We start from the raw sequence: 25344 nt of genomic DNA, 5'->3' as shown, positions 1-25344 counted from the left end.
CGCCACAGATCCTGTCCATTCCCGCGACGGCATGGATCAACAAACCCACCGACAAACCCACCGAGAATGACGGGCTCGAACTAGCCGCCTAAACTCCCACTGGCCTCATTCGCCTTGACAAATTCCGCAATCCGCCGACGCCCGGTCAACCCCGTGACTGATTCCACGCGTTGTGTCGTTGTGGTGATTGACGAGCACCGTATCGAGTCCTAGAGAGGGAGATTTTCTTGTGTCCAGTCAGAATCAGGCAACAACGACACAGACCACGAGCCAGCACACCGACCCACCCGTGAGCACCGCCTTTCGCGGCGCCTCACGAGCCCAGGGCTACATCGAAGCGGATGCTCCCGCCAACGATCGCCCGCCTGCGCCGGCCCCAGAGTTCCGGGCCGTCGACGCGACTGGTACACCGTCCACCGCGACGCCACCGCGGCCGGCGGGACGCCCCTCGGAACCGGCTCTGGCCGACCTGTTCGGCGGCTCCGACCACAACCTCGGACTGCTCTCCACCACTCCACCGGCGCAGGGCGCGCAGCGCGGCCTGCGAGGCATGCTCTCCCGCCTCGGGCTGTCGATGACGCCGGGGCCCGCGGAGCTGGCCGAGCGCGAGCAGGCCGGAGCGCTGCGCCGCGATGAGGAAACGATCCGGCAGGCAACCTGGACCCGCGCGGTGAGCGTGTTAGTCGCCAACCAGAAGGGCGGCGTCGGGAAGACTCCGTCGGCGATCATCGCCGGCGGAGTCCTCGCCGCCGCCCGCGGCGGATCGGTGTGCATCCTCGAGGTCTCCGACGACCCCGGTGCGCTGTCGTTCCGGGCGGAGGGGAACCCTGCCCGTGGCATGGGCGAACTCGTCCGCGACGTCGACACCATCGCTAGCGCCGGGCAGCTCGCCGGCTACACCGCGCCTCAAACCTCGTTCGCCTCCGTGATCGGCACCGTCCGTCGCAGGCCGCGCCTCACCCACGACGACGTGACGGCTGTCGCGGCAGTTGTTGACCAGTACTACGGCATCCGCGTCATGGACAGCGGCAACCAACCGTCCTCGTCCGCGTTCCAGGGCGCCGTCGACACGGCGGACGCGCTGGTGATTCCGGTGTTCAACGCCGGAGACGCGGTTTTGGAGGCGGTCGCGCTGCTGGACGTGCTCCGTTCGGCCGGCGGCAAGGCCGCAAGCCTGGCCGACCACGCCACGATTCTGCGGCTGACCGATGGGCGGCCGGAGAACCAGCAGGTCGTCGAGCGGGTCGACCAGATCATCGCCGATGCCGGCGTCGAGCAGGTATTCACCATCCCCTACGACCCGCACATTGCTGAGCGCGGGCAGATCACCCTCAGCCATCTCGCCCCGCCGACGCGGCGCGCTTTCGCTGCGGCGGCGGCAGGCGTCGTGCGTACTCTGCAAGCCACCGTCCGATAGCCGCGAAAGGCGAAGCGCCATGCTCACAGATTCCCTGCACACCCTCGTGGGCACCATCGTGCGCACGATTGACAACCCGCTGGACGGCATCCTGCCGGACTTCACCATCTTCGGGACGGAATTTACCCTGCTTTGGCAGAAGCTCCTCGCCGGGGTGTGGGGGATCGGCATCATCCTGGCGATCGTGTTCCTGATCATCGGCATCATCAAAATGGCCAGCGCCTCCAGCGGCGGCAACCCGAACGAATACAAAACCGCCCGCAACCAGGCCATGTGGGCTGGGATTTCGCTCGGCGTGCTGGCCGCCCTCGCGGTGATCGTCGGCGCCATCCTCGCCGTCTTCGGATAGGAGCACTCGTGCACGCGACCGCACCACCCGCCCGCCGCACCTGGCCCTGGATCGTCGGCGCCGCCATTCTCATCGGCGCACTCGTCATTGCCGGCGCCGTCTACTTCGGCATCCAAGCCGGCACCGACACACCCACAGCCGACCCGACAACGCCGGCAGCGACCAGCACGGCGACGCCGAGCACAACACCGGTCGATGCGGAACCGACCGGATGCCTCGGTGGCGAAACACGCGACGCCGCCATGGTCCTCGCCGCCCAGCAAGCCGCAGCGCACACGAGCAGCGGAGCCGTCGAGTACGCCGCGGCCTTCGTGCGGTGGCTACACCAGTACCCTTACCCGCCGTCGAACGATGCGGACTCCGTCGCGGCAAGTGGTCTCGCCGCTGATGTTCCTACGAAAGATTTGCGAGAGTTCTTCGCAAATAATCCGAACGTCTCAGGCGGGCTCGTGCCGGACGCGACGGAATACTACCTGTCGACCATTCCTGGTGTGTGGCACATCGAATCCTCGTCGACCGATGAAGTCGTCGCCACGATCGGTACGGGGCTCGTCGTGCAAGGGGCAATGAGCCCAACGTTGAAAGGATCGATTACCGTGACCGTGCGCTGGGAAAACGGCGAGTGGAAATTTGCGAAGTCTGAAGGGACACGCACGACGGAGGACTTGTTCTCGATCGGTGAACCCTTCACGAACGGGTGCTGACGATGATGGGCTTGGCGACCACGCCCGGTGACGACCCAGGATTTTTTGGAGATCTTGTGGGCGGCATCGGTAACGCCATCAATGGGGCAGCCGGAGTGGTGTCGTACTGGTCGGACCCGTGGGGCAACTCCTTCAAGATGCTCCGCGACACGGCGACGGGCATGAGTCGGGACATCATGCCGGCGTTGACCAGTGCGACGCTGCCGGACCTAACTACGGACTGGTTCATTAACGCCTACAAGATCAGCTTCGCCACGGCAATCTTCGTCGCCGTGTTGCTGTTGATCCCGCAGGCCGTCCGAACGGCGCGCGGCGCTCAGGCGGGCCGCGACTTGGTTGAGTCCGTCGGTCTTTACTTTGGGACGTTCCTGCTCGGGGCCATGTTTGGGCCGATGTTCGGGATCATGCTGATCAACTTCTTCCACTCCCTGACGGACGTTTTCGTCGCAGCGGGCCTGACCGGCACGGCGACGACCGTCACCGGGCAGTTCAGCTCCATGATTGAGCAGGCCGACCCCGTCGGCATCACAGGCGGGATCGTCATGGGCGTCATCTTGATGATCTGCATGATCTTCGCCCTCTTCCTGGTGCTGCTGATGCTGTTGGTGCAGCTGGTGACGCTCTACTTCACCGGGGTGCTTCTGCCGCTTGGGCTGGTGTGGATCATTGACAAGAACAAGCGATCCTTCGGCTTGAAGATCGCCGCGCTGTGGATTGGGATTCTCGCCGCGCACCCGCTGCTGTTCCTGCTGTTGGGTCTGGCCTTTTCGATGACGGCGAACCAGCTCAGCGCGTTCGGTAACAACTTCGGTCTGCAATCGATGGTGTCGCTCTTGGTGGCCATCATCGGTCTGCTGATGGCTGCGCTCTCGCCGCTTCTGCTGATGAAGTTCGCGCCGATCATTCCGATGGCCTTCGGTGGCACGACCGGTCCGTCCGTGGACATTGGGAAGCACATCGGGGCGCAGAACATGACTGAAGCCAGCGAACGCTACGGCCAACCCTCCGGCCAGGATCGGTCCAGTTCAACAACCACCAGAGAGTCTACGGATTCGACGACCGAGCGCGTTTCGGAGTCCTCGACAGCTCCGGGCAGCCTGTCGGAGGTCATCGGCAACCGCGCCGCTGCTGCCGCAGCCGGCACTGGCGCGGCCGGTGAGGGGGCGACGATCGGTGCTGGTCGCACGGCGACCGCGACGGCGGGAGCTGCCGGAGCCGGTGCGGCTGCTGGCGGAGGCGCGGCCGCGGCTGAGACCGGGCTTGCCGCCGCGGGGACGGCGGAGTCGGCGACCGGTGCGGGCGCGGTTGTCGGCGTTCCGACGTTGATCGCGGCGGCGGGGATCGCCGCCGCGCACAAGGGTGTCGAGGTCGTCGGGAAGGGCGTGGATTTGGCGCAGACGGCGGGGGAGCAGGTGACGGAGTCGATGGATGACACCCCGACTCTGGGAGGAGATCACCCATGATGACGGACCTGCGTAACCGGACGGTCATCCGTTATCTGGGCGGGGAGAGTGGACACCGCTCTTTTTTCGGCGGGACGCACTCTCGCGCCCGGATCATCTTCCTGGCCTGCTCGCTCGTGTTCGGGATGGTGTTCACCCCGCTGATTGGCTGGCCCGCCCTCGCGGTAGCGGCGGTCAGTTGCGGAGTGACGTTCCTGGTCACCGCCAAGACGCACCGCGGGTCCATTGTCGACCGCCGCCGCAAGCGCGCCCGGTGGAAGAAGCGCAGTCACGATGGCACGACCCGGTTCGTGCCCTACGAGGTCGGGGCGTGGGACCAGCTCCAGCAGGCTCTTGCCGAGGCCCGCGCCGCCACGGGCGCGGCGGCCCGGGCGGCTGCTGCGGAGGCGGGCCGGGCGGTGGTGGCGATGCGGGCAAACCCGGACGGGTCGGACGGGCTCGGCTGGCTGCAATACGGCCGCGGTGAGCCCGGCATTGCCTGGCACGCCCCCGTGGGCGAGCAGAGCTACCTGTCGGTGACGTTCACCGTCAGCGGGCAGCTGCGCGGGATCGAATCGGCCAGCGTCATGGCGCGCGCCGCCCACGGCTGGGGTGCGTTCCTCGCCGCCCGCGCCGTCCCCTCCGTTCTCGTGCAAGACGTGCAGATCACCACTCGGGTGCTGCCGGCCGATACGGCGTTGCAGGAATTCTGGGTGCTGAACAACCTCGACCCGGCTGCGCCGGTCGACGCGGTCGCCTCCTACGAAGAAGTACTACGCCTAACCGGGAACGATGCGATGGTGCAACGCCACTTCGTTACCGTGAACTGGCCGCTCACCCCCGCCTTCATCGACGCCGCTCGCAAATACGGCGATGGGCGGGACGGGTGGCGGGCGTTGATGCGGCAGGAGATCGCCTCGACTCAGCGTGGTTTGGCGGAGTCGAAGATTGGCCGGGTGGAGGTGCTGACGGCGCGGCAGGTGGCCGCGGTGGTGCGGCATCAGCAGAACCCGTCGCGGCCGATCGACTTCGTCGCCGACGTACACCCGAACCGAGTCGGCGAACCCGCCGAGGAGGAATTCTCCGCGCACATCGTCGACAGCACAGACCCGCTCACCGGGCTGCCGGTGCGGTGGTGGCACCGCACCGCCGCGATCCGCGCCGAAGCCCTCGCCACCGCCGCCCGCACCCAACTGTGGGTGCTGGACCTGCTGATCGGGAAGGACATCCAGTTCATCCGCTCGGTCAGCTTCCACCTGCACCTCGTGCCGGCGTCGGAGGCAAAAGTCGCTGCCCGGCAAGATCTGGTCCGCGACACGGCCGAAGCCCTCTCCCGGAGGGAGGCCGGGCAGCTCGACACCGACGACACCGACGTGCACATGACGGCCGCTCGACGCCGCCGGCAAGACCTCGTCTCCGGCTCGCAGCACCACGGCGCCATCTGGATCGGGTTCGTAACCATCTCCGTCCGCTCCCGAGAAGAACTGGCGCGAGCATCACGGCAGCTCGAGGAAACCTGCTCCACCGGCCTGGGCATTGAAAGCCTGGACTGGCTCGATTCCTATCAGGCCGCCGCGTCGGGTACGACGTGGCCGATCGGCCGCGGCCTGGCCGCGTCCGCGCCATCGTTCTCGGCGCGCGTCTACAGCCGCCTGGCCGGCAAATCCGACAAGGAGGCCCTCACATGACCACACCCAACGACACCAATTCATCCCGCGCGAAGCTGTGGGCGCTGCCCGTGCTGCGCCACTTCGCGCCGCCCGTCGAAGTCCCTGCCGACGAGGCAGGCGGGACCGACGCGGCCGGTAGCCGCGGGGCGGCGGAGATTCTGCCGTGGGCACTGCCCGGCACACCGCTGCGCACCCAAGCGGCCGCGGCGCGCCGCGGTTTCTACGCTCCGGCGCTGGCCGGCGCGCCCACGACGACGCGGCAGGCCGAGATCCTCAACACCGCGCTCATCGGCCCTCCGACCGGCACCCGCGGCGTCGTCAACGGGCGCGACGTGCTCTCCCGCACGACGATCTCCCACGACCCGGTGACGGCGTATAACTCGGAGCCGCGCGAGGTGTCCAGTCCGAACGTGATCGTCATGGGCGACGTCGGCGCCGGCAAAAGCTCCCACACCAAATGCAACTACGTCGTCCGCCCCCTCCTGCTGCAGGGCCGGCGTGGGGTGGTCTTTGACAAGAAGGATCAGAGCGGCGAGGGCGAATACTCCAACGTGGTGCGGCACTACGGGTTTGAACCGATCCGGTTCACCACCGACGGCACCGGCACCACCCTGAACCTGCTCGACCCGACCATTGCCCGCGGCACCGGCGTCGACGGTCAGATTCGGTTGCTGAACATCGTCACCCGCATCGCTCGCGGAGATAAGCCCCTCAACGGCTGGGAAGAAGAAGCCCTTCGCGCGGCCCTGCGCCGTACCGTCGGCCAAGCGCAGGGCCGGGCTCCGGTGCTCGCCGACGTGCTGCCGAACCTCGGCCTCGTCGTCGACGATGAGGACTACCGCACGCTGTCGGTCACCGCCCGCGACGACCTGCACAAGGCCGGACTGTCGGTGAAGTGGACGTTGAACGGGTTGCTCGACGAATACGCCGGCCTCCTCGACGGCGAAACCTCCTCCACGGTGGACCTCAGCGGCAAGCTGACGTCGTTTGATATTTCGCAGTTGCCCGATGACGGCCCGGCGGTGCCGGTGGTCATGGCGATCGGGAACATGTGGATGCTCGGGCGGTTGCGCAGCGAACGCACCTCGGCCACCACGGTCGTTTATGAGGAGGGCTGGCACATGATCGGCGGGCCGTCGGCGCAGCTGATCAAAGCCAACCAAAAGCTGTCCCGGGGCCTGGGCATCTCGAACGTGTTCGTTATGCACAAAGGCACCGACATTCCCAAGGACTCACCCGGCATGGCCATCATCCAGGAAGCCCAAACCGTTGTTGTTTACCGGCAGTCCCGCCCCGAAGACGCCCTCTGGTGTCAGCAAACCTTTGGGTTCGCTCCGGAGACAGCGCGCACCATTGAGAACCTGGCTGATGGGCATTACATCTTCAAATATGGGTCGCACCCGGAAGCGCACGTGGAGCACATCCGCTCCGAGTGGGAGCGACAGCTAACCAACACCGACGAGGGCCTGTCCGTCGGCACCATCTTCTAACACCATGGGCCTGGTCAAACTGCTCGCCACCAGCCTCACCGGCCTGCTCCTGACCGTCGGCGGCACCGTCGCGCTCTCCTCCGGCACCGGCACCACCTGCGCCGGTGCGACTGTGAGTCGAGCGGATGCCGCCGGGCACGACCCGGTGGCGGGGTATAGCGGCGACCAGCTCGCCAACGCTGCCGACATCATCAACGCCGGCGCCCAGCTCGGCCTCACCGCCCAGGCACAAACCCTCGGCGTGATGACGGCGATGGGGGAGTCCAGCCTGATCAACCTCGACCACGGCGACACGGCCGGCCCGGACAGCCGCGGCCTGTTCCAGCAACGCGCCAACTGGGTATCCCTGGCGGAGCGGATGGACCCGGCCACCGCAGCACGGCTGTTCTTCCAACGCCTAGTGGCGCTGCCGGGGTGGGAGACGATGAAGCCATCGGCGGCAGCATCCGCTGTGCAGATCAACGCCGACCCGGACCACTACGCACCGTTCTTCGCGCCGGCGACCGACGTCGTCACCGCGCTGACCGCCAGTGCCGCCGGCGCGTGCGGGGTCGGCGGGGATGCGGTCGCTCTGGCGCAGCAGCTCGTCGCCGCGGCCGACAACGGGCAGCTGCGCGGACTCGTCCCTGACCATTTAAAGGAGATCCGGTGGATCGCCAGCGGGCAGACCGTCCCGGACTGCGGGATCGACACCCGCATCCTGCAGGTGATGGTCCTGGCCGTGAACCAGTTTCACCAGGTCGGCGTCAGCGACATCAACCGCAAATGCACCGGGCAACTCCTCGGCGCCGGCACCCAGTCGTCACACTGGATCAACGGCGGCGGAGGCGCCGTCGACTTCTACTCCCTCGGCGGCCGCAGCCTCACCGGCGCCGACGGTCAGTCCCTCCGCCTGATCGGCCTGCTCGACCCGGTCATGCCCACCGGGGCGCGGATCGGGCAGGCTCGGTGTCGGCGGGAGGCGGGCATCCGTTTGGCGGTGGTGCACTTCACCGAGTTCGACGACACCTGCAATCACCTGCACCTGGATGTCGCGTTCACCGCTGATCCGATGACCGTTGGCTAACCGCGCCGCTCCACCAACGTCAGGGGTGGTGTCTGTTCGTTCGAGGAGACTGCTGGCCCGGGCTGGCGCTGACCAACGTGCGCACGGTGTGCCGACCGGTGGGACAACTGGGCTCGGCGTTCCCTCCGGTCGCTTATTTCCTCACCCACTGGCCCCACCGCTCGGTCCCGCACTAATGGTCGCTCCCTCCCGGGCACAGCGAACCTCCGCTACCGAACAGCACCACCCCCAAGACGTGAGTGAAAGGAGCCCCGCGATGAACGAAACAGTCGGCGTCATCGTCTACACGAAACCGAACTGCCAACCCTGCCGGATGACCAAACTCGCCCTCGACAAGCAGGGCATCAGCTACACCGTCGTCGACCTCACCGAAACACCCGCCGCCCTCACCTACGTGCAAGACGAACTCGGCTACAGCAGCGCTCCCATCGTCGTCATCGACGACCACAACCACTGGGCCGGCTTCCGACCCGACCTCATCGCCAAAATCGGCCACTAACCACCGAACCGATCGACGAGGCCTGCGGTAGCAGGGCCACGCGTCTGGCAGGGAAGCGACCAAGCGCGCGCCGCAGGGCGACCAGCAGGGTGATCATCGCTCGACGCGGGAGCTCGTAAACCTCGGCGTGCTCAACCTCGTGAATCAGCGGTCGTACCTCGGCAACGCCGGCTGACACCAAATGCAACCCCGTGGGGCCCCCGGGGGAGACCCTGCGGGTCCTCGGACCGCTACGCGGACGCCTTGTCGTTTTTTTGTCTGTCTGGCCGGTCATCGTAGTTCGCTCCCGTGCCTACGTGCCCACCTGCTCGGGCGCGGTCGCAAGCTCCCTTATTTCCCCCGACCAGCCGCGCACTTCGGCACTCCCGCTCTCTATCGATTCTCTTGCCAGCCAGGCAAAAAAATCAGTTGAGCGGAGAGAATCATGCACCAGTTCCCCGTCACCACCCGTCCCGAACGCACCAGCGATGACATAGCAGCCGACCGTAAAGCAGCCAACGCATTCTTCGCCCGATACGCGGCAACCGGCACTTACAGACAGCGCGACCGTGACGCCCTCATCCGGTTCTACAGCTACGACTGGAACCTCATCTGCTGCGTCATCGAAGCAACAGAGTGGTCCCGAATCCACGCAGATGATAGCGCCGCGCACCGCGCCGCGCGACGTGCTGAACGCGCGGCCGAAGCAGCACTTAACGACATTCCCGTTCGCGACGATTCCCGCCTCCGTCTCTACGTACACGCCGCGACAATGAAGCGCCTGCCGGCCCCCGGGGTGACGCCCCGCCCGGTGAGTGAACGCCTCACGGCACGAGGCCAAGCCGACCGCTTCTGGGTTCTGTGCCTCAACCCGACCGCGAAGTTTCGTGCGGCTGTCCTCCGCGACGCCGACCAGCCTTTCAATCAGTGGTTGCTTCTGCAGCCCGGCTATGGGCCCCTGCAAGACGCTCCCGAAGGATATGCAGGGACGCTTCGACTGCCCAAGTCGCAACGATTTGTGCCCGGCACGATCCGACCCGCCGGAATCAGCTACGACCGTGCATTGGAAATCGCCTTCGCCGCCCTCGATAGCACCAGCCACTAACACCGGGTGAGACCGCAGCAAGGCGGCGGTCTCACCCGGTGAGGGGGGAACGCCCCCTCACACACCCCCACCGCGCGACGTTATCCACAGATCGCCCTGGGCGCCGGCGGCCACAGGTTTCCGCGTCTTAGCGTCAAGGCCTACCCATCACGGAAGGACCTTCATGCGTTTTCTCAAACTGGCCGTCACCACCTACGGACACGACCGCACTCGACCGGTCATCGGCGCTGACGACGTCTGGATCAACCTCGACCAGGTCGTCTCGATCGAGGAACAGCTCGACAGCAACACCTTCGCGGACGCGGTGCGCGAGGGTATCGCCCCGGAAGAGCACTATCCGTGCGTGGAGCTGACTACCTCGAACGGGAGCACACACTTGGTGTCGCTCGGCGTGTACCCAGACCAGGCCAGCGGGTTCGCCGCCCTCACCCGCTTCATGCCCCTGCTCCTCGATGGCATCGGCGATGATGGGGACGAGGACGTTCAACTCGCCAAGTCCCTGGAAGACCCACCGTCGGTCACGCCTTCCGACCGTAGAAGAGAACACTTGGCGAGTCATCGAATCCGACGGTAGCGGTCATTCTCACGGACGGAGGCAGAGACCTAGCCCCACTAACATCCGGTGGAATCCGTCGGAGCCTGAACCTGACCGGTTCGGGAATCCGCAAAAGCACTTTTAAGCTCCCGTCGACGTCGTCGACGACCACAAACATCGACCTCAGATGCGAGCAGAGCACCGCGACAGTCTCAGCTTTGCGATTGAGCTGGCCCTCCGCCTCACCGAAACAATCACGATCAAGCCTATATCTGTCCACGTCGACCGGTTTACCGAAAGCATCGAAGCCTCATTCCATGGGCTGGGTCGAGGTTGTAGCGACGCGCTAAACAGAGAATGCGTCTCGGATCAGGGTTCAATCTGTCAGGCGGGTTCACCATAAGCCACAATGTACGTATGACACGCATTTCCTCGGTCAATGTCAATCCAGTTAAACTCCGGCCCACCGTTGAACCCGAAATCGCAGACGACGGTCAACTTGGGGCAACGGATTGAGCGTCTCGAGTAAAACGCGAAAGCTGCTCTGGAGCCGAGCGCACAACGCTTGCGCGATTTGTCGCAAATCGTTAACGGTAGATGCTAACAGCGCCGAATCACCGGGGCTGATCCTCGGCGAGGAGGCGCACATTATTGCGCAGCGTGAAGATGGTCCACGCGGCCGCGATGGCGACCGCGCTGACATAGATGGATATGACAACTTGATCTTGCTCTGCGCGGACGATCACAAGCGAGTCGATGAACAGGCAGATGTGTTCACCGTCAGTTTTCTGCGCAGCACCAAGTTGAACCACGAAAAGTGGGCATCCGATCGATTCGTCGGTGAGCCTACGGCTGAACCAATCCGGATCGTGAAGGCACCAGATGAAGACTCCGTTCCGCTGGAGGCGCTCGCTAAAGGACAGCAGATCTGGGACCTTTTGGCGGGTGCGGGTACGAGATACCTGCGGACTGTTGAAAGCGAGGTCGATCCTGCGGCGACGCGCGCATCGGACGCACTGCTGGACGCGGCCGGCGGCTGGTCAGACATTTCCGGTGCCGTCCAGGATCGTGGCTTCGCGGCCGTGCGTGAGGCGCAGCAGGCACTTCAAGAGTTGCTGGACGCCGTCCTCGTCCATGGACTAGTCGTATGCGGCCGCCGCGTTACTCGCACCATTACGGGTGGCCTTGCCCCTCCGTCGCCGTGGCCCGTCGCGTACCTTTGGGTACTTACCGAGGCAGAGCTTCGCGAAAACAGCAAAATCGTCGAACCCTAGAACGCTTTACCAACTCGCCGCAGAAGGTCCGCGTGCCTCTGCGCGGATCGCCTATCGGGCAAGCCGAAGAGGCAAGTAGCGTTTCCGCCGATATCTACAATTCGCTGAGCCAATCATTGATTTGGAGGACGCGCCGTAGAAGGAGGGCGATCCTCCACGCTGCAAAAGCGGGCACCTACGACCTGACCAGCCTGGTCACTCACCTACTCGATGCGGACAGCTGCCGATAGGGACACGAATCAGCCGTGCTCGGCGCTTCCCAGTATGGTGGCGCAGAAAAACATCTCACCCTGTGCTACGCCGCCGCCTGCTCATCCCGGTACAGCGCCCGGCCAATGAGCTCAACCAAGCGCAACAACTTCTCTTCGTTGCCGAGGGCTTCAGCGGTCATGCCCGCGAAGTTGTCTGTGGCGGTGACCATCGCGGTGACGACTGAGCCCTTCAGATCGGGGCTGGCGAGGAACTGCTGTTCACTGTTGGCAGAGATCTGCGTCGCGATCTTGCCGTTCTCCTTCGCCTTACCCTTCACGTGGGTGTAGAAGCCGATCAGGTCCGAGTCGGTGAAGTCCGCACCGTCAAAGAGTTGATTGAGCTGTTCGACGGCTTCGAGTAGGTGGGCGAGGCTGATCTCCTGAACGCTCGCCGTGCCGGTGGCCGTCAGGGGGTCCAGGTCTCCGCCAGCCCCGAGGCTGATATGCACGGTGTCCTTCTTGCGCATGGAGAATCCGATCAGCTCCACCCCGGTCAGGTCGATCGCCTGGTGCAGGGTGTCCGCGCGGATGACCCGGGCCAATGCCCGGGCATAGATGGCGAGTTTCTCGATCCCGGTGTCTTCATAATTGAGCACCTGCGAGAGAAAGTCGTAGGCGTTGATAAACGCGGTCAGGTCCGAGCGAAAATTCTCGAGTCGGTCCTTTTCCTCCGTGTCAGTACCCAGCACGGCTGCTTCGTAGCGCTTCTTGAACCGGCTCTTACCGGGGCCGACCGCAGCGGTCAGAGCGCTATTGCCGGGGCTTGTTGTGAGCTCGGCGCGAGCGGCGGCATCCACTTCAAATTCTTCATAAATACCGGATGCGTCCAGCTTGTCCCGCAGGTCGGTCACCAGGTTCGGATCGCTCGTCGCGCTGAGCCGTGCGTCCCGGTAGTAGGGCTCGAAGGACTCCAAGATCACGTCGGGCTCGTTCACGAAGTCGAGCACAAAGGTGGTGTCTTTCCCTTTCGCGGTGCGGTTGAGCCGGGACAGGGTTTGCACGGCCATGACCCCGGAGAGTTTCTTGTCGACGTACATGGCCACCAGCAGCGGTTGGTCGAAGCCGGTCTGGAACTTGTTGGCCACGAGCATCAGCTGGTAGCTGGGCGTCTTGAACGCTTCGGGCAACGACCGGCCCTTGAGCCCCGGGTTCATGTTCACCTCGGTGAACGGGTCCGGCCCGGATTCTCGGTCTGTGACCTCGCCGGAGAACGCGACCAACGCGCGAATGTCGGTGTACCCGGTGCGTTTAATGTATTCCTCGAAAGCGAGCATGTAGCGCACGGCTTCCTTGCGGCTGCCGGTGACGACCATCGCCTTTGCCTTGCCGTTCAGGCGCCAGCCGACGTTTTCGCGAAAATGCTCCACGATCAGCGCCACCTTCTGGGTGATGTTGAAATCGTGCAACTTCACCCACTGCATGAGCGCTTTCACCGCCTCGCTCTTTTCCACCAGCGGCCCCTCGGAGTCATACTCCTGACCGTTGTGGGCGAGCTTGAACGCGACCTTATACGGCGTGTAATTCTTCAGCACGTCGAGAATGAAGCCCTCTTCGATCGCCTGCTGCATCGTGTACAGGTGGTACGCCTGCGGCAATGCGTCCAGGGTCGGGCGTCGCCCGAACAGCTCCAGCGTCTTTGCTTTTGGCGTGGCCGTATACGCAAAATACGAAATGTTGGCTGCTGCCGCCCGGGACTCCATTTCGGCCGCCAGTACGGCCTCCACGTCGATTTCTCCGCCGTCGTTGAGGTCAGCGAGTTCCTCCGAGCTCAGCACCGATTTCACCTTGTTCGAGGTGGTGCCGGTTTGGGAGGAGTGTGCTTCATCGGCGATGATCGCAAAGTTGCGGCCCGCCAAAGCGCCGGACTTCTTGATCGCGTCGAGGGCGAACGGGAACGTTTGAATGGTCACGACAATGATCTGCGCGCCGGACGTCAACGCATCCGTCAGCTGGGCCGACTTCGACCCGCTGATCTTCGAATCGATGCCGACAACGACACCGCTCTTGGCATCAACCTGCCGAATCGCTTCCTTCAACTGGTCATCGAGCACCGTACGGTCGGTGATCACGATGATCGAATCGAACACCTTCTTGCCCTGCGCATTGTGCAGGGTGGAAAGCTGGTGCGCGGTCCACGCGATGGAGTTGGTCTTGCCCGAGCCGGCCGAGTGCTGAATCAAATACCGGTGCCCGGGCCCCTCGGTGCGGGCAGCATTGATGAGTTTCGTGACCGATTCCCACTGGTGAAACCGCGGAAACAGAAGTGTTTCTTTCTTTTCGACCACACCGGTCACCGGGTCGGTGGTCTTCTCCACCTGCAGGTGCATGAAGGAACCCAAGATCCCCAGCCAGGCATCCTTCTGCAGCACCCGTTCCCACAGATATGACGTCGGCGAACCGGCTGGGTTCAAAGGGTTCCCCGCCCGACCGTCGTTCCCTTGGTTGAAAGGAAGGAAGAACGTTTTCGGCCCCTCCAAGTGCGTGGTCATATGCACCTCAGAATTTGACACGGCGAAATGCACCAGTGCTCGGTGCCCGAATGAAAGCAACGGTTCACCCTTCGGCGCCCGATCCATGCGGTACTGGCTGATGGCATCCTGCACCGACTGGGTGAAATCTGTCTTCAGCTCCAGCGTCGCCACCGGCAGCCCGTTCACGAAAAGCACCAGATCGATACTGTTCGTATTCGCACTCGAGTAATACACCTGCCGCATCACCCGCAACCGCATGGAACCATAATCAGCGGATGTTGTCGGGTTCAGGCCATCCGCCGGCTTGAACTGCGCCATCCGAAACTTCAGCGGCGCATCACTGAAACCACGCCGCAAAATGGACAGGGTTCCGCCCTGCGCATCGAGCGGACGATCCAGCGCCTTCGCCAGGCGGGTCAGCACCTGCTCACGGCCCTTTGCCTGCGCGATGGCGTTATCGGCCGGGTTCACCACCTTGTGCAGCGCGATCGGCTGGGTATCCTCCAACCAGCCGAACACGTCCTCCGGAAACAGGGCCCGCTGCTTGTCGTAACCGGCACTGGTCGGGGAATAGAGCCAACCCTGCGACTGCAAGTACAGCGCAATCTCTTCTTCGAACGGCTTCTCGTTGTGCTGTGCCATCAGAGGCCTCTCACGTCGATCTTGCCGGTTACCGCTGCGGATATGAGGGCTTGGCGCCGTTCGCGGAGCAGTGACACAGCAAGCTTCGCCTTGGTCACGAGGGCATCGATTCTCTTGGTGGCTATTTTTAGGAAGTCGTCAATCGCGACCTGCTCGGCGAGGTCCGGCGGTAAAGCGATACGACATTCCCGGAGTGCGCTGGAATAGATGACCTCAATGGTCGTCGCGTTGCTTGCAAGGACGAATTGGTTTCGAAGCAGATCAGTTTCGTTGAAGAGGCGAAGAAGGAGATTCGGGACAACTCTCTTTTCATTCAGGCGCACCCTAATGAGACAAGGGTGGATTATCCCTTCCTCTGCGTTCGCAGGAAGCTGCAAAGCACGTCCAATGGTGCCACGCGTCGTGATTAGAAAGTCTCCGGGTCCAGTCGCAAACGTGTTCAACTCTGCATATTTAGAATTTGAAACCCGTTCCAAACCGACCGACGGATCACCGCTGAGAACGGAGCGCTGGTTGTAAACTTTCACCGCCGACTCGGCCATATCCGCAGCTGTCAGATGGCTTCCAAACGGACCAGCTTTTACCGACGAATGACCCGGCACAGTGAGATGCTTTATGAGCGTCGAAATCCAATGGCTCGGGATTTCTCGAACGGAAACAATTCCTGAATCCTTGTATCCAACGGTGGGGTCGAGGCCGCGGGTGACGGCCTGGGTGATGACGGCTTGGCGGCGCTCGGTCAGCGTGGCGACCAGTTGCTCCTGCTTGGTGATGAGTTCGTCAATCTGCCCGGTCTCACGATCCAGATACTCTGCAATTTGCTGCTGCTCCTGTATTGAAGCGAGATCCACGGAGACATCCTTTAGCATCTCTCGTGTTATGTGCGTCATTGCCGAACCATGCATGTGTCCGGCAAGTTCTTCAATCGCATGTTCGAGAGCCCATCGAAGGAACGCCTTCGATACGTTGGCATGCGGATAAACATTGAACAGGTGCTGGTTCAGAATTGCGTTACCCCGCGTCCAAAACCGCACGGCAAGTGTTGCGGACCACGCGAAGAGAAGATCCCCATCCTTCACAAGATTTTGTGGTGCAACGGATCCTGAGAAGCGATCTGGTTCAACGCTTGGATTCAGAAGTTCTCGAATCCGGACAACCGGTAAACCTTCCTCAGTGAAATCATCGGGTTTAAATGCCCGACCGTTGACGAATTCCCCAAGTCGGGAAACGGGTGTCCGGACCACACTCACGCGCGTTCCACCTGCCCTAGCAGCACCGTGATCTCGCGGACGAGCTGGTTGAGGTCGGTGTCGATCTCTTCGAGGGAGCGGGGTGGCACGTATTTGTAGAAGTGGCGGGTGAACGGGATCTCATAGCCGATTTTGTCTTTGCTGCGGTCGACCCAGAAGTTGTCGACGTGCGGGGCGATCTCGCGGGCGATGTAGTCGTCGATGTTCTCGCTGAGGGGCACGTTCTCGGTGTCGCGCAGGTCCGTGTCGGCCACTGGTTTGCCCTTGGCATCCGTCACCACCGGCGCGGTGGCGGCGCAGGATTGGGTGCGCCGCGATGACGGCTTTCAGTTGCGGCGCGGTGAGGGTGAGCGCGGCATCCGTCAGGGTCTTCTTGATCAGCTTGGTGAACGCGGTCGCGGCGCTGGTGGGTTCGGCACTGACCGCACCCTGCGCAAGTAGCGCGGTGCGTAGGGTGGTGCGGTTGGCATCCGTCAGCTTGGCGAGGGCCTTCACGGTGACGGCGCTGTCGATGCGCTCTGTGGCGCAGGCCCAGTTCAGTTGCAGGGGGCGTTCGACGGTGATGGTGGTGTAGCCGAAGTCTGCGGTATTGAAGATTTTGGAGGCCTCGGCCGGCTCGTCGTAGTTGCCGTAGAGACCCACGAGGTGACTGATCTGCTCGGCGCTGATCTCGCGGCGTTTGCTGCCGAGGGACTTGCGCATTTTGACCCACTGGTCGGTGCCGTCGATCAGCTGCACACGGCCTTGACGGCTGGCCGGTTTGTCGTTGTCGAGAATCCAGATGTAGGTGGCGATACCGGTGTTATAGAAGATGTCGGTAGGCATCGCAATGATCGCGTCGAGCAGGTCGTTCTCGAGCACATACTTGCGAATGTTCGACTCGCCAGAGCCTGCCCCGCCGGTAAACAGCGGGCTGCCGTTCAGCACGATACCGACACGGCCGCCGCCCTGCGACTTGGGCCGCATCTTCTTCACCAGGTGCAGCAAAAAGAGCAGCGACCCGTCGGAGACGCGGGGGAGGCCGGGGCCGAAGCGACCGTCGAAGCCGTGCAGGTCGTACTCTTTCTGCACGAACTCCTGCTGTTTCTTCCACTCGACTCCGAAGGGCGGGTTGGAAATTCCATAGTCAAAGGTCTTGCCCACGAAGCCATCATTGGTGAGGGTGTCGCCCCAGATGATGTTCTCCACGTTCTGGCCCTTGATCACCATGTCGGCTTTGGCGATGGCGAAGGACTCGGCGTTGAGTTCCTGGCCGAGCAGGGTGAGTGAGGCGTTCGGGTAGTGGTCGCGCACGTAGTCGTCGGCGACGCTGAGCATGCCGCCTGTGCCGGCGGTCGGGTCGTACACGGTGCGCACCGCTCCGGGCACGGTGAGCGACGTTGCCGGGTCTTCGTCGGGGTGTTCGGTGAACAGCAGGCTTACTATGAGGCGCACGACCTCGCGCGGGGTGAAGTGCTCTCCGGCGGTCTCGTTGGAGGACTCCGCGAATTTGCGAATGAGTTCTTCGAAAATGAGGCCCATCTCCGTATTACTCACCCGGTCGGGGTGCAGGTCCACCGCTGCGAAGCGTTGCAGCACGAGAAAGAGCAGGTCGTTCTCATCGAGGTAGGAGACCTGTTCGGCGAACTTGTACCGGTCGAAGATGTCGCGCACATTGGCGGAGAACCCGTCGACATAGTTCAGCAGGTTGGCCTTGAGGTTGGCGGGGTCGCCGCTGAGGGTGCCGAGCGTGTACAGGCTCGTGTTGAAGAACGCCTGCTCCGAGACCGTGGGCAGAATGTAGTCGAGCGCGGCGTTTGAGTCTTTGAGGGCGTTGAACTTGTCGAGCACCTGCGGCTTGGTCGGCTCGAGCAGGGCATCGAGGCGGCGGAGGATGGTGAACGGCAAAATGATCTTGCCGTAGTCGGCCTGCTTGTAGGTGCCGCGCAGCAGATTAGCGATGGACCACAGGAACGCCCCGTTGTTCTTCGCTCCGGCTGTGGTGTCGATGGTGGTGTCCGTCATGGTTCTTGTGCACTTCCCCCTGAGTTGATGAAACTCCGACCAGCCTATTTGCAGGGAGCGACATTGACTTCGTTTTAGCCCATGCGTGAGTCGACACACCCAATTTCAAGGCGACTGCGAGCCGGACGAGAGCCCGTCAAGTCCTGTAATTACGTGTTGGGAATTGGTGAAAATGGGCTTGATGCAGGAGGGGTTGATCATCGCGAGCTGGCCTAGGGCTTGCTTAAGACTCGGTCTCCCGCACGCTCCGAGGTATAGCGATTCACTCCGGCTGCTGGCCGCCCGGAGGGCATCTCGGCCTCTGCGAAATGGGGAGATCGAGGGTGAGGTCAGCGGGACTCAGGATAGGGATGCCCTGAGCAGCGATAAAGAGCACGGTCGATCGCGCTGGACGCTACGACCCAATCTGTCCGACATTCACACCACGACGGCACTCATGGGCAATCACATTCCCACCAATTGCCGTCACAGATGCTGCACGTGATCGGAGTCGCGCCAGGGCATGGCTCAATGTGGTGATAACGCGTCACCCGCCCGGCCCAGGAGGTCGCGATTTCCTGGCCTACCTGGATCGGCGCACCGCACCCCGTACAGGTGCCGCTTTCATACTGAGCTATGAAACCAACTTCACGCTGCATAGCTGTAAGAGTACCAGCGTCGAACGACGCAGACCGGCGCATCGACCGGGCCCGGCTCGGCAGCTCAATACCCGCATCGAATCGCTACCTTCAGTCCGCGCCGGAAACGCGGCACAATGAACTCACAACACGTGGCTCAATTTTCACCGTCGATACCGGCTCAATTCCTAACCGCCGCTGACAAAAGGGCGCAGTCGTTGAAAGCGTCGCTTATGTTGCTGCTGGAAATGTTGATCATGTGCCCGACACTACGGGGCAATAAGTCGCATCCGCCCACGTCCGTCGGGGGGCTGGTCTGTATACCCTGCAGGTCATTCGGAGACTCGTAGTCTTGAGCTGGGTATCTCGGTCACGACAGTGGGCCCAGCGCTTCGCGAACCTGCCGGATCGTCGTACGGAACGGCTGCTGCTCGTTGCCGAGCCAATGCCAGTCCCAGACACGCGACTCGGTGACGCGCTGGTCTAACCAAGCTCGGGCTGGTGAGGAACCGGAGTGAACGAACGGCTGAGATGACACCTCGGGGAATTGATGGAGCGTGACGTCGATGCTGAAGAAGTCATAGCCAAAGTCGTCCTTCATCACCAACCAAGAGTGTCCGCTGATTTTATCGCCGTGGTGCCCGCTGACCATTACCCAGTTGCCAGGCCCGCGGTCCCCCAGGACGGCTGCAAGCGCACAAGCCGCTTGCTCACAACACCCTGCAGGCCACGAGATCAGGGGGAACTTCGCTTCAGACCGTGGGATGCGGCGCATAGCGAAGACAACATCGTCTACCGTCGACCTTACTTCCCGCTCATCTATCCCCATGTCCACACCCTATGGGTCGAATGTGATCGGGTGGCGCGTGTGCAATACCGTAGGGATGTGAGCGACCTTGACCTCTTCAGGCCCGAGCCGCGTGGGCAGACTGCGATTGAGCGTGCCGTGCTTCAGGAGGCGTACTTAGCGGAGTCGTTGCTGTGCGGTGGAATGACCTCGATCCGAAGGCTGTCGTATAACGACCCAGGTCGTGCGTTCGAAGCGTTTTTTGGCCTGTCGAATGGTGTTGAGCGAATCGCGAAGTTGATCCTTGTATCCGATCACTATGCGCGCACGTCACAGTTTCCAGACACCGGGATGCTCAAAAGCTACGGGCATGACCTTCGACGGTTGCTGGAGCGGGTCGAAGAGGTCGCGAGTGAGCGTCAGGTCGAGCTGGAGGATGCTCCTTCCGAGAACACTGGCTCCGAGGCGGTGGTTGATTTCCTGACGAAGTTTGCGCGCACAGACCGCTACTACAACATCAACCGCATGGTGCAGGGTGATGGTGACTTCATTGATGATCCCGTGTCGAGATGGGTCGACCTCGTGAAGTCACACGCGCCGGAGAAGCGCCGCCGGATGCCAAGCGAAAAGGAACAAGAGCACCTCGCTTTAGCACGACACCTCGACGCTAGCGGACTTCCGATTCTCACGAACTTCAACGCGTTAAGCGGAGATAGCCTTGGAAATTTGGAACGCGTCGTCGCCCAGAACTACGAGGACGCCTGGATCGGAGTCGAAGGAATGCTGCTCGCGCTACGTCCCCTGCGCTTCTTAACGAAGACGATCTGGCGTCTGAACAACGCTCGGCAGCCACTCCCTTACTACAGCGAGATTTTCGTTCACTGGGCTCAGCCAGACTCGCAATTGCGCAGCCGGCGCGGCTTTCCGCGAGGGCGAAACTGACCAGCGTGATCGGCGATGTCGGTGCGCGACGTTAGCTTGGGTCCATGTGGATGATTGCGACTGAAACTCCTGCCGACCTAGTTCCGTCGTGGATCGAGGCGATCGCGACTCTCGTCGGTGTCGTCGTTGCCCTAGCGGCGATCGTGTTCACCGTGGTGCAGTTGCGGCTCACCTCACGGCAGATGCGAGAGACTGCGATTCAAGAGGCGCAGAACAGCGAAGCCCAGACTCGTCCCTACGTTGGAATTGACATCGTGCCTGGGCTCGCGGGTGCAGGCTCAATGGACATCATTATTGAGAACCATGGGCGCACAACCGCACGCGACATTCGAATGAGCCTCGTAGGCGATACCTTCCGAGCGCAGTCAGACGGTGACGTGATCGGTGAAGCGCTGGGGCGGCTGTTCGCGACAGGCTTCGATCTCGCGCCGGGAGCGCGTCGAAGGGTGTTCTGGCAGATTCCGGCTGACAAGAACTCATCGCCACGGGGACACATGGGCACCCCGGTCGCTGCCGGTATCGCAATCGTCTATGACTGGGCTCCGGGTGATGACCGACCGGTGCGTAACTACGCAGACTCGATCGAGTACGACTTAACGGAATATCCGAAGCTCATACCGATGCCAAGCATCGGCGCAACTGCTCAGGGCGCATCACCCGAGACACAGAGCAGAAACCTCTTGCACGTACTTCGAGCGATCGCTGCCAACCTTGCAGAAATCCGTCGGTAGTTCGGCCCCCTATCGCAACCAATCTCTTTAGGTTGTAGATCCATCGGCTTATCAGAGCGTCGTGTCTCACAACCCGTGGGCTGCGAGACAGTTTGACGAGACAGATCGGTGCGATGCAATCCTGCAGACATCCGGTGCGCACGTCCGCTCGGTGACAGCGATGAGGGCACTGGCAACCCCGGAAAGGCTAAGAGCCGGCGTGTCTCGCAACGTGTGTTTTTACGCAGTTCGAGGATTTCCGTAGGAAATGACAGTTGTGAGACATCTGGAGGCGTCAATGGCGAAGCTGATTGGGTATGCGCGGGTTTCGACCAAGAGTCAGGCTACGGATCGGCAGATCATGGATCTGATTTCCGCCGGCATTCGCAAGGACGACGTCTATGTCGATCATGGAGTCAGCGGCGGGCGGGCACGGCGTCCGGAATTTGATGCGGCCTCGACGCCTTGCAGGAGGACGACACCCTCGTCGTCACCACGCTTGACCGCTTGGGGAGGTCGACAGCAAACATGCTCGAGCTCGCCGGGGTGCTGCGGACCCGCGGGGCTGCGCTCCGTGTGTTGAACCTGGGCGGGGGAGACGTGGACACGGGTGCGCCGATGGGCGGCATGGCCTTCACCGTCATGGCGGCGCTGGCCGAAATGGAACTGGCGATCACACGCGAACGCATCGTGGACAGTGTAAATAAACGTCGCGCGGCAGGCAAGGATCTAGGCGGGCGCCGCCCACGCTTCACCGAAAGCCAAATCCTGAACGCGCGCCGCCTGGTCAACGCCGGTGAATCCGCAACCCAGGTCGCGCGCGATCTGAGTATGTCGCGCGCCACTCTGTATCGGAGAATTTCCGAACTCGGTTCGTGACGCTCGGGTGGGGACAGTCGCATTATTGGCGTTGAAGAACGTGCGGCGACTAGGGGGCGGCCGGCGGCGTCGATGCAACTACTTCTTGCCCCGGTTGGCCCCCCTTCACCGGGCATTTTCTCGGGCGAGGCATACGGGCATGAAGGTCCCAGCCTGCATTTGGCGCGACGCGATACGTGTTCGTCGGGTGTGCCGTCCCGTTGGAGGTCCGTCTTCCGGGCGGTCGCACTGAGTCCGGCAGTCGGTCTGAATGAATACCGACTACAGCGCGCGTGCTCTTGTCTCGGTCGCGACCAGGTCAGTCACCGTTCTTCTTTTTGTTTTGTACCTGCAGTCCACCGGTGGGTCTGGTCTCGATGAGGAAGAGTTCCGCCGCTCGAACCAAGTCGGAAAGTTTTGCGTAGCCCCAGTTTCGTGAGTCGAAGTCGGGCTGTTGCTTCCGCATTAGCTGGCCCACCGTGGCAAGGTTTGCCCATCCGTCTTCTCCTGATGCTGTGGTGACACTCGTCCGTAGACCGGATATGAGCTTCGTGTCGCTTCGCAGTTTCGGGGGCGGAACGCGCGTGAGCGCTGCGGAGGTGATCTCCGCTGCATGCTCTTCGAGTACGTCGAGGTAGGTGAATTGATCGCACGCGTTGCGGAACGCTTCGGGTGTCTTCCGCTCTCCGAACCCATAGACGGTGACGCCTTCTTCGCGGATGCGGGACGCGAGACGGGTGAAGTCGCTGTCGGATGACACGATGCAAAACCCGTGGAAGCGGCGAGTGTAGAGCAGGTCCATGGCGTCTATGATCAGTGCACTGTCGGTCGCATTTTTGCCGATCGTATTGGCAAACTGCTGCATCGGCTGAATCACGTGCTCGCTCGCAATTGGCTTCCAACTGCTCAGGTTCGGCTTGGTCCAATCGCCGTAAACCCGCTTGACCGAGGCAGTCCCGAAACGTGCGACCTCGGCGAGGACTGCGCCGATCTTTGCCGGGGCACGTTATCAGCGTCGACAAGGACCGCGAGGAGATCGTTCGGTTTCGCCATGTGACAAGCATGGCAGTCAGCGCCCAACAATTAGTCCTGCCCAGGCAGGGTTCCGTCGAGAGGCAAACCACTATGGAGCGCGGGCGAGAACGTGAGTGTGGCACCCGGCCTGAGTTGTGGGAATCTTGATGAATGGGGGAATATAGGGACGGGTGTCGACGCCGAAGCAGTGGTTTAGGTCGTGCACGGTGAGCGCTCGTGGAGCGGTCGGCTCGATGATGGCGGCGACTCTAGTTTCCAGGGCGCTGGGTTTTGCGAAGGCCATTCTGCTGGTGGCCGCCATCGGCGGAACCAGCACGGCCGTCGCGGGTCAAACGTTTGAAATCGCAAACTCTGCACCGACCTACCTGTTAGCCCTGATCGCCGGAGGCGTCCTCGGCGCTGTACTTGTTCCCCAGATTGTTCGGAACCTGCACGCGGGACCCGCGGGACAGGACGACACTGACCGCCTCCTGACGATCATCCTTTTCGGAGGCGCCGCCGCCACGGTCGTCTTCACCCTGTGTGCGCCGGGCATCGTCTGGATCTATGCCACGACGTGGTCCGCGACGTGGCTAGGGCTTGCCACGTCGATGGCGTACTGGTGTTTGCCGCAGATATTCTTTCTCATCGCCTTTGCTGTGTTGTCGCAGGTGTTGAACGCCCGCGGCGTGTTCGGTGCACCGGCCTGGGCCCCAGCAATATCGAACGTCGTGGGCATCGCCGGCATCCTGGTGTTCCTCGTCGCTCTGCCCTCCGGACTGGGCAACGTTGACTCGTGGAGCCCGCTGATGGTCGCGGTCCTCAGCGGGGCCGCGACCTTGGCCATCGCCGTCCAATCTCTGCTGTTGCTGATTCCGCTGCGTCGCATCGGTTTCCGTCTGCGCTTCCGATGGGGCTTTGCGGGTCTCGGCCGCATGTCCTCGCTGGCTGGCTGGACTCTGGCCGGGGTACTAGCCAGTCAGCTGGCGTACCTGATGACCGCGAACGTGGCCAACGGCGCGGGCGAGTCACTCAACCAGTTGGGCATCGACGGGCCGAGCCTGAACTCCCTGTCCATCGCCTACCTGCTGATGCTTCTGCCCCATGGAATCGTGACCGTGTCATTGACCACGGCGCTGTACACACGCATGAGCGGCGCGGCCGCACGTAACAGCCTGGCTGAAGTCGAGTCCCTGTCTACTCTCGCGCTTCGACCGGTCGCGTATGTGTCACTCGCCGCCGCGGCAGTATTCGTCGCCGTCGGGCCGATCTTGACGGAGGCGATCTTTGGCACGCCCCTAATCGGCCATATCTTGCAGGTGCTGGCGGTCGGCCTCGTCGGCTTCAGCCAGGCCTACGTCCTCAACCGCACATCGTTCACTCTGCAAGACGCTCGAGGCCCATTCATCACACAACTCACCATCGCCCTGCTCTCTGCAGCCGGTGCGCTGGCAGCAGCGATACTGCTTCCCCCACAGCTGACCGTGATCGGAATCGCCGCCGGCATCTCGATCGCCAACATCGTCGGATGGTCGACAGCTCACGTCCTACTTCGACGAACGTTCCGAAACCGCGGACACGAATCCGAGTCCAGGCCAGACGCGGTGTGGGGTCTCAGCCGGCTCCTGGCGACGGCGATGGCCAGCGCCGCAGCCGGGCTGGCCACGACGACGATCATCGGCACGCCATCAAGCTTCATCGGACAGGCCCTGCTTTTCCTCCTCGCATCCTCGATCGTCAGCGGGGTATTTGTCGGGATCAGCTGGCTCTTAGGCGACCGCACCATCAACGACCTCCGGCGGTAGCCGCAGCAAGTACCGTCCCGGCGACCCGACACGCCATGCTCGGATACCTCCAACGGGAATCCCGTTGAGGGTGGTCGTCAGGGGTGCGCTACTTGTCAAGCCCCGGGTTTTGTGGAGGCTCGGTTAGGCCCGTTTCATCTGGGTGATGGCGGGCTGGTGGGTGTAGAAGTTGGTTTCGGCTTCGATGGGTGGGATGTGGCCGAGTTCGCCGTGGAGGCGCCGTTGGTTGAACCAATCGAAGTATTCGGCGACGGCGATCTCGAGGTCGTCGATCCCGAACCAGGGGCCGCGGTTGCGGATGAGTTCGGCTTTGAAAAGTGAGTTCAGCGCCTCGGACATGGCGTTGTCGTAGCTATCGCCCTTGGACCCGACGGACGCGACGGCTTCGGCCTGGGCGAGGCGTTCGGTGTAGCGCACCGCTCGATACTGCACGCCCCGGTCGCTGTGGTGGACGAGTTGGGAG

At 62.7% G+C, this 25344-nt stretch carries 21 protein-coding genes and 1 pseudogene; 15 read left to right on the top strand and 7 right to left on the bottom strand.

The annotated features are described in order from the left end of the window. Positions 1-229: 229 nt before the first annotated feature. The 11 genes from QMF22_RS16885 (at position 230) to QMF22_RS16835 (ending at position 11530) form a co-directional block, all read left to right on the top strand. Positions 230-1417 carry a hypothetical protein gene (locus QMF22_RS16885; RefSeq protein ID WP_283455787.1) on the top strand — a complete coding sequence of 396 codons (1188 nt, stop codon included), beginning with the start codon at positions 230-232 and terminating at the stop codon, positions 1415-1417. A gap of 19 nt (positions 1418-1436) precedes the next feature. Then, positions 1437-1766 carry a pilin gene (locus QMF22_RS16880; protein WP_283455785.1) on the top strand — a complete coding sequence of 110 codons (330 nt, stop codon included), beginning with the start codon at positions 1437-1439 and terminating at the stop codon, positions 1764-1766. An 8-nt stretch (positions 1767-1774) separates the two neighbouring features. Further along, positions 1775-2470, top strand: a complete 696-nt coding sequence (locus QMF22_RS16875; RefSeq protein ID WP_283455783.1) for a lipocalin/fatty acid-binding family protein — start codon at positions 1775-1777, stop codon at positions 2468-2470. Positions 2471-2526: 56 nt separating this feature from the next. Beyond that, complete coding sequence (locus QMF22_RS16870) at positions 2527-3933, top strand: hypothetical protein (RefSeq protein ID WP_283455781.1); 1407 nt, start codon at positions 2527-2529, stop codon at positions 3931-3933. Further along, positions 3930-5600 (top strand): hypothetical protein, encoded by a 1671-nt coding sequence (locus QMF22_RS16865; RefSeq protein ID WP_283455779.1) that lies wholly within the window; start codon positions 3930-3932, stop codon positions 5598-5600. Before QMF22_RS16870 ends, QMF22_RS16865 begins: the two co-directional genes overlap by 4 nt. Continuing rightward, positions 5597-7072: a putative type IV secretion/conjugal transfer ATPase gene (locus QMF22_RS16860; protein WP_283455777.1), complete on the top strand. Its 1476-nt coding sequence runs from the start codon at positions 5597-5599 to the stop codon at positions 7070-7072. The genes QMF22_RS16865 and QMF22_RS16860 overlap by 4 nt, the downstream gene beginning before the upstream one ends. Positions 7073-7076: 4 nt before the next feature. Continuing rightward, positions 7077-8138 (top strand): hypothetical protein, encoded by a 1062-nt coding sequence (locus tag QMF22_RS16855; RefSeq protein WP_283455775.1) that lies wholly within the window; start codon positions 7077-7079, stop codon positions 8136-8138. A 256-nt stretch (positions 8139-8394) separates the two neighbouring features. After that, on the top strand, positions 8395-8637 hold the full coding sequence (locus QMF22_RS16850; RefSeq protein ID WP_134441859.1) for a glutaredoxin family protein: 243 nt from the start codon (positions 8395-8397) through the stop codon (positions 8635-8637). Between the two features lie 424 nt (positions 8638-9061). Continuing rightward, positions 9062-9721, top strand: a complete 660-nt coding sequence (locus QMF22_RS16845) for a hypothetical protein (protein ID WP_283455770.1) — start codon at positions 9062-9064, stop codon at positions 9719-9721. 163 nt (positions 9722-9884) lie between these two features. After that, entirely contained in the window at positions 9885-10295 is a 411-nt protein-coding gene (locus QMF22_RS16840; RefSeq protein ID WP_283455768.1) for a hypothetical protein, read from the top strand. 473 nt (positions 10296-10768) lie between these two features. Beyond that, entirely contained in the window at positions 10769-11530 is a 762-nt protein-coding gene (locus tag QMF22_RS16835) for an HNH endonuclease (RefSeq protein ID WP_283455766.1), read from the top strand. Between the two features lie 295 nt (positions 11531-11825). Here QMF22_RS16835 and QMF22_RS16830 read toward each other — a convergent pair whose 3' ends face one another. The 5 genes from QMF22_RS16830 to QMF22_RS16810 form a co-directional block, all read right to left on the bottom strand. Next, a complete protein-coding gene (locus QMF22_RS16830) occupies positions 11826-14894 on the bottom strand; it encodes a type I restriction endonuclease subunit R (RefSeq protein WP_283455764.1) in 3069 nt (1022 codons plus the stop codon). Further along, positions 14894-16144: a restriction endonuclease subunit S gene (locus tag QMF22_RS16825; RefSeq protein ID WP_283455762.1), complete on the bottom strand. Its 1251-nt coding sequence runs from the start codon at positions 16142-16144 to the stop codon at positions 14894-14896. The genes QMF22_RS16830 and QMF22_RS16825 overlap by 1 nt, the downstream gene beginning before the upstream one ends. Continuing rightward, entirely contained in the window at positions 16141-16365 is a 225-nt protein-coding gene (locus tag QMF22_RS16820) for a hypothetical protein (protein WP_283455760.1), read from the bottom strand. Before QMF22_RS16820 ends, QMF22_RS16825 begins: the two co-directional genes overlap by 4 nt. Continuing rightward, entirely contained in the window at positions 16265-18148 is a 1884-nt protein-coding gene (locus QMF22_RS16815) for a type I restriction-modification system subunit M (protein WP_283455758.1), read from the bottom strand. Before QMF22_RS16815 ends, QMF22_RS16820 begins: the two co-directional genes overlap by 101 nt. Before the next feature lie 987 nt (positions 18149-19135). Next, positions 19136-19369, bottom strand: coding sequence for a hypothetical protein (locus tag QMF22_RS16810; RefSeq protein WP_283455756.1), 234 nt, complete (start codon positions 19367-19369; stop codon positions 19136-19138). Between the two features lie 282 nt (positions 19370-19651). Between QMF22_RS16810 and QMF22_RS16805 the strand changes: the two genes are divergently transcribed. The 3 genes and pseudogenes from QMF22_RS16805 (at position 19652) to QMF22_RS16795 (ending at position 22083) form a co-directional block, all read left to right on the top strand. Continuing rightward, the gene (locus QMF22_RS16805; protein ID WP_283455755.1) at positions 19652-20494 is read left to right on the top strand and encodes a hypothetical protein; all 843 of its coding nucleotides are present in this window, start codon (positions 19652-19654) and stop codon (positions 20492-20494) included. Positions 20495-20538: 44 nt separating this feature from the next. Next, positions 20539-21225 (top strand): DUF8453 domain-containing protein, encoded by a 687-nt coding sequence (locus QMF22_RS16800; protein WP_283455753.1) that lies wholly within the window; start codon positions 20539-20541, stop codon positions 21223-21225. A gap of 277 nt (positions 21226-21502) precedes the next feature. Continuing rightward, positions 21503-22083, top strand: a pseudogene (locus tag QMF22_RS16795) (recombinase family protein). A gap of 298 nt (positions 22084-22381) precedes the next feature. Here QMF22_RS16795 and QMF22_RS16790 read toward each other — a convergent pair. Next, on the bottom strand, positions 22382-23053 hold the full coding sequence (locus tag QMF22_RS16790; protein ID WP_283455789.1) for an NYN domain-containing protein: 672 nt from the start codon (positions 23051-23053) through the stop codon (positions 22382-22384). 250 nt (positions 23054-23303) lie between these two features. On the opposite strand from QMF22_RS16790, the gene murJ reads away from it, so the two are divergent. Next, a complete protein-coding gene (gene murJ / locus QMF22_RS16785; protein WP_283455751.1) occupies positions 23304-24881 on the top strand; it encodes a murein biosynthesis integral membrane protein MurJ in 1578 nt (525 codons plus the stop codon). 123 nt (positions 24882-25004) lie between these two features. On the opposite strand, the gene QMF22_RS16780 is transcribed toward murJ, so the two are convergent. Beyond that, positions 25005-25344 (bottom strand): integrase core domain-containing protein (locus tag QMF22_RS16780; RefSeq protein ID WP_283455749.1); only part of this gene is annotated, 340 nt, incomplete at its 5' end.

Source organism: Cryobacterium sp. PH31-L1 (assembly GCF_030063145.1).
Taxonomy (GTDB): Bacteria; Actinomycetota; Actinomycetes; order Actinomycetales; family Microbacteriaceae; genus Cryobacterium.
The sequence above is the reverse complement of the archived record's forward strand: the minus strand, read 5'-3'. Positions and strand labels throughout refer to the sequence as shown.

Bases quoted from the DNA above. Each gene is read 5' to 3' on its own strand.
- QMF22_RS16880 (WP_283455785.1), top strand. From the start codon at position 1,437: ATGCTCACAGATTCCCTGCACACCCTCGTGGGCACCATCGTGCGCACG.
- QMF22_RS16865 (WP_283455779.1), top strand. From the start codon at position 3,930: ATGATGACGGACCTGCGTAACCGGACGGTCATCCGTTATCTGGGCGGG.
- QMF22_RS16860 (WP_283455777.1), top strand. From the start codon at position 5,597: ATGACCACACCCAACGACACCAATTCATCCCGCGCGAAGCTGTGGGCG.
- QMF22_RS16855 (WP_283455775.1), top strand. From the start codon at position 7,077: ATGGGCCTGGTCAAACTGCTCGCCACCAGCCTCACCGGCCTGCTCCTG.
- QMF22_RS16850 (WP_134441859.1), top strand. From the start codon at position 8,395: ATGAACGAAACAGTCGGCGTCATCGTCTACACGAAACCGAACTGCCAA.
- QMF22_RS16845 (WP_283455770.1), top strand. From the start codon at position 9,062: ATGCACCAGTTCCCCGTCACCACCCGTCCCGAACGCACCAGCGATGAC.
- QMF22_RS16840 (WP_283455768.1), top strand. From the start codon at position 9,885: ATGCGTTTTCTCAAACTGGCCGTCACCACCTACGGACACGACCGCACT.
- QMF22_RS16830 (WP_283455764.1), bottom strand. From the start codon at position 14,894: ATGGCACAGCACAACGAGAAGCCGTTCGAAGAAGAGATTGCGCTGTAC.
- QMF22_RS16815 (WP_283455758.1), bottom strand. From the start codon at position 18,148: ATGACGGACACCACCATCGACACCACAGCCGGAGCGAAGAACAACGGG.
- QMF22_RS16800 (WP_283455753.1), top strand. From the start codon at position 20,539: ATGTGGATGATTGCGACTGAAACTCCTGCCGACCTAGTTCCGTCGTGG.